Below are 12004 nucleotides of genomic sequence, written 5' to 3'. Positions count from 1 at the left end.
GTGATCATATTTCATGCAAACAAGCTATGATTTTCATGTAAAGGGAGATCGTCGATAGTTTAAGCATTTAGCTATCTTATACTTTAGGAAAATGGGAAAATAACAGAAAACTTTTCAGACTGATCATTTTTCTGTATAGTATAACCAAAAAAATACAATATGTCATACTAATTTTCGTTTAGAATGAATGATGATTAAAATATTTCCGAAGATTATAATTAAATTGATATAAAAATATATTCAAAGGGGAACTGAGCATGAAAATTGTTATTGCACCAGATTCCTATAAAGGAAGTTTATCAGCAACAGAAGCTTCAAAAGCTATTGAGCGAGGAGTCAGGAAGGCACTGCCGGATGCGGAGACAGTATTGGTTCCTGCGGCGGATGGCGGGGAAGGCACGATGGATAGTCTTGTAGCAGCTACAAATGGTCGAAAAGTTGAAGTGATCGTTAAAGGACCTTTACTTGAAGATGTTCAGGCAGCATATGCAATCTTGGGCGATCAAAAAACTTGTGTGATTGAAATGGCTAGTGCATCTGGTCTTTGCCTTGTCGATCCAGCTGAGTTGAACCCATTGATCACTACTTCATACGGGACAGGGGAGCTTATTCAAAAAGCATTGAATGATGGCTGTCGAAAGTTCATTTTAGCGATTGGTGGAAGCGCTACCAACGATGGCGGTGTCGGTATGCTCCAGGCTTTAGGAATGAAGGTGTTTGATGAAGAAGGTAAAACTCTGGGATACGGAGGTGCCGAATTATCACGGATATCAACCATTAATACGGAGGATTTTGATTCTAGAATAGCGGATTCCGAATTTTTAATTGCCTCGGATGTCCAAAATCCGTTAGTCGGTCCTGATGGGGCATCAAGGGTATTCGGACCTCAAAAAGGGGCGACTTCCGACATGGTTGAAATGCTTGATAAAGCTTTATCATCATGGGCTGATTTGGTGGAAATCAAAACAGGCATACACTTGCATGATAAAGCAGGTGCTGGTGCTGCAGGTGGAATTGGAGGTGCATTTCAAGCCTTTTTCCGTGCAGAAACAAAAAGGGGCATCGATATTGTCATGGAGTATACGAAACTGGGTGAAAAATTGTCCGGGGCCGATTGTGTCTTTACCGGAGAGGGCCAAATCGATTACCAGACTGCTTCAGGCAAAACACCCATGGGAGTTGCACAAGAAGCCAAAAAGCATGGTATTCCAGTATTTGCATTGGCTGGATCGATCGGAACAGGTTTTGAAGTTTTATATGACCACGGAATAACGAGTGTTCATAGTTTGGTGAACGCTCCCATGCCTTTAAAGGAAGCTATGGAAAGAGGAGCTGAATTGTTGGAAGTTTCAGCCGAACAAGTAATGCGGGCTTTTTTGGCAGCGATCAAAAATAGGGGGTAATCTTATGTTATTTATTGTTTTGGCCATCGGCGTGTTCTTAATTGTTTTTGCGACAACTAAATTCAAGCTTCATCCGTTCTTATCGCTTCTATTGGGCACATTATTTGTGGGTTTTGCTTCCGGAATGCCACTGGATCAGATCGTTGAGAATATCAACGGTGGTTTTGGCGGATTGATGACGAGCATTGGACTTGTAATCGTTTTCGGTACAATAATCGGAACCATTTTGGAAAAGGCCGGGGCCGCATTGCGAATGGCCGAAGTCGTATTGAGGATTGTCGGTCCTAAAAGACCGCAGCTTGCCATGAGTATGATTGGCTTTATCGTTTCCATACCCGTTTTTTGCGATTCAGGTTTCGTTATTTTATCAAGCTTAAGAAAAGCATTGGCAAGACGCGCAAAAGTAGCGGTTGCTTCCATGTCAGTTGCACTTGCAACAGGTTTGTATGCGACACATACACTTGTACCCCCAACTCCGGGGCCAATTGCGGCAGCCGGAAATATCGGAGCGGACGGATACTTGGGGACCGTCATTTTGATAGGTCTTATTACGGCCATTCCAGCTGCACTTGCTGGTTATATATGGTCAATGAAAGTAGCGACCAAGATAGAAGTTGAAGATGACAGTAGTGACCTGGATTACGATTATGATGAAATTGTCCGTTCATTCGGCAAGATGCCTTCTGCCTTACAATCATTTTTACCAATCGTATTACCGATTGTCCTGATTGGAGCCAGTTCTGTATTAACGCTCTTGGGGACAGAGGGGGGGATCGCCGCATTTTTCGTATTCTTGGGCCAGCCGGTCATCGCATTGCTCGTCGGAGTAATTTCCGCTCTGACATTGCTGCCTAAGTATGATGAAGAAACATTAACAAACTGGATAGCTGCCGCCTTATTGGATGCTGCGCCAATATTATTGATCACCGGGGCGGGCGGAGCATTTGGTACCGTCATTAAAAATACGGGGATTGCAGACATCATCCAAAGTTGGGATATGGGTAGCATCTTTGGCGGTTCCTTGTTCCTGTTGGTCCCGTTCCTAATTGCTGCTGGGTTGAAAACCGCCCAGGGTTCTTCGACAGCATCACTGGTCATCACTTCCTCTTTGATTGCCCCCATGCTTCCTACGTTGGGTATTGAAGGGGCTGTTCCTCTTGCATTGGTAGTCATGGCTGTTGGAGCAGGTGCGATGACAGTAAGTCATGTAAATGATAGCTTCTTCTGGGTGGTCACCCAATTTAGCGGGATGAAAGTGACGGATGCTTATAAAGCTCAAACGATGGCAACCTTAATACAAGGAGTGGTCACGATTATCACGACAATGATATTGTGGGTCATTCTTGTGTGATTTTAATATTGGAAAAACGGAGAGGCGTGAACCGCTTCTCTTTTTTATGCTTTAAATAATATATATTTTCATTTTCATATTGGTGTAAGAACTAAAATAGTGTATGATGCATAGTATAAGGTATGGTGTACGTCACATAGTATAGAGAAGGGGTGATTGGATGAGCACTTTACTGAATTCATTAACCACTGAGCTACGCAGAGGAACTTTGACGTTAGCTGTCTTAAGTCAGCTCAAAACTCCGCAGTATGGGTACTCGCTTGTCCAGCGTTTAGAGAAGTCTGGAATTACCATTGATCAAAGTACTTTATATCCTTTGCTTCGCCGCCTGGAAAAACAAGAATTGGTGACCAGCAGCTGGGATACTTCTGAAAGTAGACCGCGCAAGTACTATTCTTTAAGTGATTATGGGGGAGAAATCTTCACGCAGTTAAAGGAAGAATGGGAAAAAACTTCTCAAGAGCTTTATATATTATTAAAAGGAGAGGGAGAAGATGAAGCTGATTGAACTTTATATTCAGGAAGTGACCCGTAGGCTGCCAGAAAAAAACCGGGCGGATATTGCGCTTGAGCTTCAATCCACAATCGAAGATATGCTTCCGGAGGATCATACGGAGCAAGACGTGAAAGCGGTACTTTTAAAATTAGGAGATCCGGTTACACTGGCAAGTGGTTATCGCGATCGGCCAATGCATCTGATCGGGCCTCGTTATTATGATGTTTATATCAGTCTGCTGAAAATGATTTTACCAATCGCTGCAGTCATTTCACTGATTGCATTAGTAGGGGAAAATCCGTTTCGGGATACGGGGAATACGGTTATGGAAGTAATTTTAAAAATAATCGGGAAAGGAATTTCAGGTATCATAAGTACAGGTATCCAAGTGTTTTTCTGGTTAACGCTTTCATTTGCCATTTTAGAACGCTTGGATACTTCAAAAGACCAGTCGCCTTTAACAAAAAACTTGAAACCATGGACACCGGAAAACTTAAAAGATATTCCGAACATTTCAAAGAAAAAAGCGGTCCCTATGATCGAGGTTTTTGCAAATTTGTTAGGCCTTTCCATATTCGCAGCCCTTTATTTCAATGCAGCAAACCTCTTAGGCGTCTATGAAAAAAGAAATGGCAGTCTCATTTTCGTGACACCTTCTTTTAATCAAGATGTATTGAATTCCTATTGGCTGCTGGTATCTTGCGTCATTATTATTGGGGTGCTCTTAGCGATATATAAATTATTTTTAAGTCGATGGACCCTGAAATTAGCTTTTTTTCATGCCATATACCAGCTGTTGTACACTCTGGCTTTCATCATCATCATCAGTAATCCTGATTTATTGAACCCGGAGTTCCTTGCATACCAAAGAACACTATTCTCAATCGATGAATGGAAAAGCTCGATATACTGGGGTCTCATCCTCATCGCCATCATTTTTGCCGCCTACGATACCTATCAAGGCTTCCGAAAGGCAAAAATCCGTTAAGGCACAGCATCTTAGCTGTGTTTTTTTTTTTGAATGTTTTGTGAAGTGGAAGGTGAGCTCATACAAGTCTGAAAGATTATTTCTCAAGATACAAGGGACAACAAAAAACACCTCATATGTCATATAGTTTTTAACTAACTATACAGCATATGAGGCGTTACATTTAAACCAATGTATTATTGAACTGCATCGAACTGATTGACTTTCCAAGTAGATCCGGACTTATAAAAGGTCACCGTTCTTTTTACTGACTCACCGTCGACTGTAGGTACTGTTAAATTGTATGACCTAACGTTTTGTTTTTGATAGGCCAATTTAATTTTTGCTTTTTTCCACTCTAACATGCTAAAGCCGTCTCCGACTGGACGTGCTAATTTCCCTTTATGAGTAATGTAATTATATTTAGTAAGCCCTTTTTCAACTGCATTATTAGTAAATGTCTCTGCTAAGTAGGCAGCCAATTTATCTTTTGTATTAAACTCTTGGCAAAGGTAAGAATACTCTGTCCCTTTATAATTGAAAGTTTTTTGTGAACATGAACGGGTTTTGTATCCATATAAAGCATTCCAAAAATGTTTGCTGGCATTATCGGCTATCTTTAATGCATTTGCGTCAGACAATGATGTCGTTTTTGCGGTAACCGGACCACTTAATGTGAAAAATAAAATGATAATGGATAATAACATACCTAAAAGTTTTTTCATATCATATCTCCCCAATCCCTAATAGGATACTTATGTAACGAAAGTTTAATAAATATTACAATTGTTACATTTATATTACAACAAGTTTGGCATAAGTAAAAGAGAAATCTTGTTAATTTTTAAATATTATTTTAGGTTTTATCAAATATTCATAGTTTGTTCACTTTATTCTTTTTGAAAGGCGTGTTTACCGATTTGTAAATAGAAGGAGCTGTTACATACTTCCTATTCCACGAACTGGCCTATTTAAAACATGGCAGTTGATTCTTTCAGTGGACAAGTTCATTCATTATATTTCATGAATGACAAGATATGTTCAAAGAAATCGAAATACCCGGGCAGAGCCCGAAAAAAAATAAAATATAAAGGTTTGACAAACTTTCTAATTCTACCGTATTATAAATTATATACTTGAATACATTCTCCAAAGGGGAGTAGCTTTTACAACAATGTCGTCATTACGGAGCTCTTTGCTCTCGGTGTTGTTGGCAGCATATTGTTGTTAGCCAGACCTTACCTATTGGTAAAGGTCTATTTTCTTTTAGTAAACCTTTACCAAAATGGTAAAGGTTTTTTTGTAGTCCCATTAAGGAAATGTATAAACATGTGGGTTTTAATAGAAAAACAAATAAATATAAATGGAGTGTATTCTTTGATACTAAGAAAATCTTTGCTACTTTTAGGAATAGGTTCTGCACAAATAGATTTAATCCTTCCTAAAAATACGTATAAATCCGGTGAATGCATAAATGGATATTTTTTGATTAAGGGTGGTACCCTTGCGCAAAGAATAAGAAGGATTGAATGTGATTTGATCATGGATACTCATTCTACGGGAATGGAAGAGATCCTTAAAACGAGCACCATATTGTCTACAAGGGAGATAAATTCAGGGGAAAGCAACGAAATTCCTTTCAACTTTTGTCTGCCTATATTGAAGGAGCCTTATAAGCGAGGGGTATCCTATCGCCTTAAAACGAGACTTATCCTTGATAAAGGGATAATCGGAAAGGATGATGACTGGATTTTAATCGATTCTGAATAAACGTGAAAATGGTGGTGAAAACATGAATATCTTGAAATTTTCTGAGCTTGCTGTGGATTACTGGGAAGAATTTTTATTATTGAGGCTTTTCATATTGGCTATACTGTTGTTGGCGGTTTATTATATTTTGAATAAACTGGTTGAATGGTTCTTTAAAAGATCCAATTTTTTCGACGAAGAAGTCGAAAAAACAATACAGGGGGTTACTCGTTCTTCTCTTAGGTATGGTATATCCGGGCTTTTCCTTATATATTTGATTGGACAGTTTATAGACCTAAAAGGAATTTTAGCCGGAGCTGGTATTTTAGGGGTCGTGATCGGATTTGCCGCTCAGCAAATGCTTAAGGATATCTTATTGGGATTTGTAAGGCTTTCGGATAATGAATTCCGAGTCGGGAATTTCGTGACATTCAACGGGACAAGTTCCGGGACGATTGAGGAAATCGGCATCCGGTTCATGCAGATCAGGGAATGGTCAGGGAAATTGCTGACCATCCCACATAGTGAAATCAGGACGATTCAAAATTTTAATAAAGGGAGAATGCGAATCATTGAACGCATTACAGTAAGTTACCAGGAAAATCCTGAAAAGGTAAAACGGCTGTTGGAGGATATATGTAATATCTGTAATGATAAGTATGGTGAAAGCCTCCTAAGGCTAGAAGATGGTACACCTGAAGAGGATTTTAGATACATAGGCATTACGGATTTAAATCCGAATCTAAAATATGTTGGATATGAACTATGCATAGTGGGACTTGTGAAACCTGATGATTACTTTGAAACATCGAGAAGCGTGAGGTTTGAAATGATGACTGCTTTATATGAGCATCAAATTCTAATGCCATCTTCCCATTTGCTTGTACAGGGCAATCCTAATCAAGAACGTTTATTGGAGAACTGAAAAGAAGAAAAACATTTGCTTGGGATAATCCGGGAAAAGGTCATGAAAAAATGATGGATAAGGTACCAAAGGGCAGAAGCCATATTCGACGGCGGCAGCCCTTAGGAGCTTAAGGATAGTAAGGGCTTTCTTTTAAAGGAAGTCCTTTTTTATATTAAAAAATAGAACAAACCCATCCCCAAAAATAGGTTTATTTTATTAATTTTCCGCTTGATTTATCAGATTAAATAAATTATTATGAAAATAACATAAAATGGAAGGGTGACCTTTAAACAATGATCATTTAATCCTATTTTTTAAGAAAAAATGCGTGCTTAAAACGAATTTTTTTCTGGATAGGATTAGTCTGTACATTAAAATACAAACAAAGATCATTGTGTCCTTCGATTAAGGATATTTTGCCTTGTTAATTTGTATTGTACTGCCTCCTGTCCAGATATTTCACAGGGGGTTTTTATATTGGCGAATGACACATCTGGAACATTAAATAATAAGGAACCTAACATTTTTAAAAATCGAGTATTCCAGGCTATTATCTTCTCAGGGTTGTTTTTACAAATAGGGATCTGGGTACGGAATTTTGCCGTTTTGTTATTCGTCATGGAGAAGACAAATGGAGATGCCTTTGCCATTTCCATGATATCAGTAGCAGAATTCGCACCCATTTTTATTTTTTCGTTTATTGGAGGAACGTTTGCTGACCGCTGGAGTCCGAAAAAAACGATGGTTTGGTGTGATATTTTAAGTTCAATATCCGTATTTGCTGTGCTGATCTCGCTAATCTTCGGAAGTTGGAAAATGGTTTTCTTCGCAACTTTAATTTCGGCGATACTTTCTCAATTTTCTCAGCCATCGGGCATGAAGCTATTTAAGATGCATTTGCCAGAAAGTCAAATTCAGACAGGGATGTCAGTTTATCAGACCGTTTTCGCAGTATTCATGGTTTTAGGTCCGATTCTCGGTACATTTGCCTTCCAATCTTTCGGGATAAACACCTCGATTGCGATTACTGGCCTGGCGTTTCTACTTTCAGCTGGCGCACTCGCCTTTCTTCCAAAAGATTGCAAACTGAATGAGGGGACAACAAAAACAACATTATGGCAGGAAATGAAAAGCGGTGTGAGCTACGTATTGCGAAAAAAAGAACTGAGTTTGCTTGGTTTATGTTTTCTGGCTGCTGGGCTCGGACTGGGTTTCATTCAGCCGCTCTCGATATTCCTTGTTACAGAACAACTGGAACTGCCTAAGGAAAATCTACAATGGTTATTTATGGTGAATGGGTTTGGTATGATTTTAGGCGGAGCCGGTGTAATGATTTTTGCCAAAAAGGTGGCACCTCAAAGATTATTAGCTTTCGGAATGCTTGTGAATGCCATAGGATTGGCGGTAATGGGGCTTTCAACAAATCTTTGGATTACACTTACAGCCGAGTTCTTTAACGGGCTAATGCTTCCTTGTATCCAAATCGGGATCAATACATTGATATTGCAGAGGACCGAGGGAGAATTCATCGGAAGGGTCAATGGAATCTTGAGCCCATTATTCACTGGATCGATGGTGTTGACCATGAGTGCGGCAGGCGTGCTGAAAGAGCAATTTTCACTCGTCGCCATATTTGAAACCGCAGCTTTCTTTTTTATTCTAGGAATGTTTTTCATTTTGCCATTGTACAATCAGAAGGCCGAAACGAAACCCCTTGAAGTTCAATCGTAAGCATCTTGTGGTGTTCCAACACCTAAATATAGCTACAACCATAAGAAAAGCAGCCAATTTTGGCTGCTTTTCTTTCTTTTTTCTTCTTACTGTCATTTTAACTGACAAATTATGGATTGACAATTATTTTGGGAGTACTGGTTAATACTAAAAATGGGCTTATTGGTACTTATGCAAAAATCAGTGAAAAGCTTACAAAGGAGATAAGTTAATGATCCTTAAAGACATAATGAAAGAAGTGATAAACGGGAATTTGCCGAAGGACGTTGAACATATATCCATAACAGGTGTAACTGATAACTCTAAAGAAATAAAAAAAGGATTCCTTTTTGTTGCCGTAACCGGATATAAGTCCGATGGCCATAATTACATCAATGATGCAATTAGCTTAGGGGCATCCGCTGTGATTGGCAATCGCGATATTAAGGGTTTGGAAGTTCCTTATTTAAGAGTGGAGAACAGCCGTAAAGCATTAGGGCAAATCGCCAAAAGGTTTTATGGAGATCCCAGCAATCAAAAAATAATGATAGGAATTACGGGCACAAATGGAAAAACTACAACTAGCTATATGCTTCAGCAAATATTAGAAGAGAATGGAGTAACCTGTTCAGTCATTGGTACGATACAGCATATTATCAATGGAAACAAAGTCGATTCCCATAATACGACTCCAGGTACCATGGAATTGAATTCCTTGCTGGCGGAAAGTAGGGACATGGTTGTCATAATGGAAGTATCTTCACATGGATTAGCTCAGTACCGTTTAGAAGGAATTGAATTTGATTTCTGTGTCTTCACGAATTTGTATCATGACCATCTTGACTTCCATGGTACGATGGAGGATTATTTCCTGGCAAAATTACTGCTTTTTGAAAAATTGAAACCTAGTGGTCTTGCGGTTATTAATGGAGATGATTTCTGGGGGGGGAAACTGCAAGAATACTTATGGGAGAAGAATGTCAGTGCCTTTGTTTTTGGAAAATCCAATCGCTGCGATTTAGTCATCACCAATTATAATACCGCAACAAACCCCTTTATTTTATTGAATGAGAATCATGACTTTGTGAAAATTGAGTTACCTTTACCTGGACTTCATAATTTATATAACGCAACAGCTGCCTATTCAGTAGCGAAGATGTTTCCATTTTCAAAACAGGAAATTCTCACTTCACTGAAACGATTTTCCGGTGTACCTGGAAGGTTTGAAATATATAAGAAAGCTTCTGGGCCGACTATAGTCATCGATTATGCACATACTGCAGATGCCATTCATTACATGCTTCAAACGGCCATAGAGTGTGGGGCCAAAAAGATTTATCATATCTTTGGTTTCCGGGGTGGACGAGATACAACCAAAAGGGCTGAAATGGTTAAAGTATCATCGGAACATAGTGATGTTTTGATTTTGACAATGGATGATCTGAATTCGGACCGAATGGAAGGGATGGAATCCACACTAAATAAACTTCTTAGCGATTACTCAGCTGGAAATGGGAAGGTTATTCCTGATCGTACCTTTGCTATCCAGGAGGCGTTACAAGCAGGAAAGGAAGGGGATTGGATTATCATTACAGGTAAAGGAATTGAGAGGTATGATCAGAAATTCGGACTGCCAACAATTTCTGACAAAGAAACGGTTTTATATCTGCAAAATAAGGACCAAGGGAATTTTATCGGTTATTTTGATCAATAGTTGATTTATAACGAAGAACTAATCCAGCTTCCTTCCATTCCACAGCCATTGGCGATTTTAAAATGGTGATTATTAACATTGTAACATGTGAGTAATTCATGTAATATAACAATACAAGCTGCACTGTTCGTAATGATAATAAAGTTTTAACCTTTAAGCTGTAATAGGGAGTTTTATATTGAAAAAGGAATGTTATGCCTCGTCACTGACTTGGACAACAGGATTCTTTCTGCAAACACCCACTTTGAGGAGTGGTGGTTTAAAAACTTTCTTACTGAATACGGCAATGGCGGCTTATATCTTAAAATGTTGAAGCCGGTCTCGGTCTGAGGCCGGTTTTTTGCTTTATTTAAAATAGCGTACCGAAAAAAATGTATGTACCGCTTTGCCGTCTGAAAAATTTTCAAAACATATTGTACAATCAGCTTTAAAAAATCCAGTGTGGATACCATTGGCTAATTTGTAAACATTCACTCTTGTTTTGTATAACGGTTGGCATAACTTGAAGCGACGAAAGCATCCGGTTTGATTTTTGGTTCCACCCCCATGGATTCCATCCTTGCTACCATTTCTTTTACAAACTCACTGGTTTTGTTTCGCTTCCCAATCCCGATATCAATGTGACCTTCCATTGTGAACGTCGCCCCTTGATATACAGCAGGCAGGACAATATCGATTAACTGATTTTTTCTTTCCTCCGTAAACAGTGATACGATTTCCTCTGTTAACGACAACTCTTGAGAAATACGTTCATGTAAATGCAGCATCCTTCTTGGGATCATCACTTTTCTTATACAACCCCATACACCAATTCCGACCTGCCGTATTACGATGCCTGTAATGAAAACCGTATGTTTTTTATGTACTTGCGAATCTGTCCCGACCATTAATTGATAGTTACCGGAAGGGTTTAATTCCATAAACTCAACAATATGAACGAATACCTCTTCAAATGACATATCTTTTTTCTGAAGATTTTGAAACGGAATGTTCTGAAATGGATATTGCTTCATATTATTGCACCCAACCTTTCCCCGGATAAAATCAGATTATTAAATATCTCATGCCGTTCATAACACATCATATGAAAGAGGTCCTTGTTTCGTGCCGTGGGAAGAACCCGCCTCTAAAGAAGAGGCAGCATCATTTTGAGTTGATCTCGCTGAATGGATATCACCTCAAGTTTTATTTCTTCTATTTTAAACAAAGGCTCTTTTCGTAAAGATTGTTGTTTTTAAAATGAAACTATTTAAGGGTGATTGGAGCGGAAGTGCGAGNNATCAACCACACCTCACTACTTAGTAAATAGCAACAAAGTATGCGAAAACAGTCTAAACAAAAAAGACTGTAGGCAAAAGGAATTCTATCTTAATGTTAAACAACGTTGTTTGGGAGCGGGTGCCTGGAATGGAATTAACGGACAAATATAAAAATGTAAACAAACTTCATTAGCGGTTTATCTACAAACTGGAAGAGAAGCTTAAGCATTAGGCTTCTCTATTTTTGTATGGAGAATATTTCAATTCCGGCCATAACTGAAAAGTTAAAACAAGCTTGTAATTTTACATACCTAAGTAAACTACAATAACATGCGATTTATATAGGAAAAAGGAAATGAATTTATTAAATTTTGACCAATACCTACTTTAAAGTATTCACATTTAAAAACTTACAAAAAAAGCGTGTGATGTTTTCTTACATAAACAA

General features: G+C 38.7%; 10 protein-coding genes and 1 other RNA gene. 9 read left to right on the top strand and 2 right to left on the bottom strand.

Features of this window, described 5'->3' with window-relative positions; genetic code table 11:
• The first annotated feature begins 257 nt into the window (after nucleotides 1-257).
• The 4 genes from J7I90_RS02835 (at nucleotide 258) to J7I90_RS02820 (ending at nucleotide 4238) form a co-directional block, all read left to right on the top strand.
• A complete protein-coding gene (locus J7I90_RS02835) occupies nucleotides 258-1403 on the top strand; it encodes a glycerate kinase (RefSeq protein WP_214768300.1) in 1146 nt (381 codons plus the stop codon).
• A gap of 4 nt (nucleotides 1404-1407) precedes the next feature.
• Nucleotides 1408-2754 carry a GntP family permease gene (locus tag J7I90_RS02830; protein ID WP_214768299.1) on the top strand — a complete coding sequence of 449 codons (1347 nt, stop codon included), beginning with the start codon at nucleotides 1408-1410 and terminating at the stop codon, nucleotides 2752-2754.
• Between the two features lie 160 nt (nucleotides 2755-2914).
• Nucleotides 2915-3262, top strand: coding sequence for a PadR family transcriptional regulator (locus tag J7I90_RS02825; RefSeq protein WP_214768298.1), 348 nt, complete (start codon nucleotides 2915-2917; stop codon nucleotides 3260-3262).
• Complete coding sequence (locus tag J7I90_RS02820) at nucleotides 3249-4238, top strand: HAAS signaling domain-containing protein (protein ID WP_214768297.1); 990 nt, start codon at nucleotides 3249-3251, stop codon at nucleotides 4236-4238. Before J7I90_RS02825 ends, J7I90_RS02820 begins: the two co-directional genes overlap by 14 nt.
• A gap of 176 nt (nucleotides 4239-4414) precedes the next feature.
• Here the strand turns inward: J7I90_RS02820 and J7I90_RS02815 are convergent, their stop codons facing one another.
• Nucleotides 4415-4942, bottom strand: coding sequence for an IseA DL-endopeptidase inhibitor family protein (locus tag J7I90_RS02815; RefSeq protein ID WP_214768296.1), 528 nt, complete (start codon nucleotides 4940-4942; stop codon nucleotides 4415-4417).
• Between the two features lie 499 nt (nucleotides 4943-5441).
• On the opposite strand from J7I90_RS02815, the gene J7I90_RS02810 reads away from it, so the two are divergent.
• From J7I90_RS02810 to ssrS, 5 genes are all read left to right on the top strand, one after another.
• Nucleotides 5442-5987 (top strand): sporulation protein, encoded by a 546-nt coding sequence (locus tag J7I90_RS02810; protein WP_251025053.1) that lies wholly within the window; start codon nucleotides 5442-5444, stop codon nucleotides 5985-5987.
• 22 nt (nucleotides 5988-6009) lie between these two features.
• Nucleotides 6010-6891 (top strand): mechanosensitive ion channel family protein, encoded by an 882-nt coding sequence (locus J7I90_RS02805; RefSeq protein ID WP_214768295.1) that lies wholly within the window; start codon nucleotides 6010-6012, stop codon nucleotides 6889-6891.
• Nucleotides 6892-7350: 459 nt separating this feature from the next.
• Nucleotides 7351-8604 carry an MFS transporter gene (locus J7I90_RS02800; protein WP_214768294.1) on the top strand — a complete coding sequence of 418 codons (1254 nt, stop codon included), beginning with the start codon at nucleotides 7351-7353 and terminating at the stop codon, nucleotides 8602-8604.
• A gap of 211 nt (nucleotides 8605-8815) precedes the next feature.
• Nucleotides 8816-10297, top strand: a complete 1482-nt coding sequence (locus J7I90_RS02795) for a UDP-N-acetylmuramoyl-L-alanyl-D-glutamate--2,6-diaminopimelate ligase (RefSeq protein WP_214768293.1) — start codon at nucleotides 8816-8818, stop codon at nucleotides 10295-10297.
• A 112-nt stretch (nucleotides 10298-10409) separates the two neighbouring features.
• Nucleotides 10410-10597: non-coding RNA, 6S RNA (gene ssrS / locus J7I90_RS02790), on the top strand.
• 170 nt (nucleotides 10598-10767) lie between these two features.
• Here ssrS and J7I90_RS02785 read toward each other — a convergent pair.
• Complete coding sequence (locus J7I90_RS02785) at nucleotides 10768-11310, bottom strand: ribonuclease H-like YkuK family protein (RefSeq protein WP_214768292.1); 543 nt, start codon at nucleotides 11308-11310, stop codon at nucleotides 10768-10770.
• Nucleotides 11311-12004: the final 694 nt, after the last annotated feature.

The sequence above is a fragment of the Bacillus sp. ISL-57 genome (assembly GCF_018613135.1).
Taxonomy (GTDB): Bacteria; Bacillota; Bacilli; order Bacillales; family DSM-1321; genus Peribacillus; species Peribacillus frigoritolerans.
Note: the sequence above shows the minus strand (reverse complement) of the source record. Positions and strands in the feature narration are given on the sequence as shown.

Coding starts and splice junctions, on each gene's coding strand:
- J7I90_RS02825 (WP_214768298.1), top strand. CDS start 2,915: ATGAGCACTTTACTGAATTCATTAACCACTGAGCTACGCAGAGGAACT.
- J7I90_RS02820 (WP_214768297.1), top strand. CDS start 3,249: ATGAAGCTGATTGAACTTTATATTCAGGAAGTGACCCGTAGGCTGCCA.
- J7I90_RS02830 (WP_214768299.1), top strand. CDS start 1,408: ATGTTATTTATTGTTTTGGCCATCGGCGTGTTCTTAATTGTTTTTGCG.
- J7I90_RS02815 (WP_214768296.1), bottom strand. CDS start 4,942: ATGAAAAAACTTTTAGGTATGTTATTATCCATTATCATTTTATTTTTC.
- J7I90_RS02795 (WP_214768293.1), top strand. CDS start 8,816: ATGATCCTTAAAGACATAATGAAAGAAGTGATAAACGGGAATTTGCCG.
- J7I90_RS02805 (WP_214768295.1), top strand. CDS start 6,010: ATGAATATCTTGAAATTTTCTGAGCTTGCTGTGGATTACTGGGAAGAA.
- J7I90_RS02835 (WP_214768300.1), top strand. CDS start 258: ATGAAAATTGTTATTGCACCAGATTCCTATAAAGGAAGTTTATCAGCA.
- J7I90_RS02785 (WP_214768292.1), bottom strand. CDS start 11,310: ATGAAGCAATATCCATTTCAGAACATTCCGTTTCAAAATCTTCAGAAA.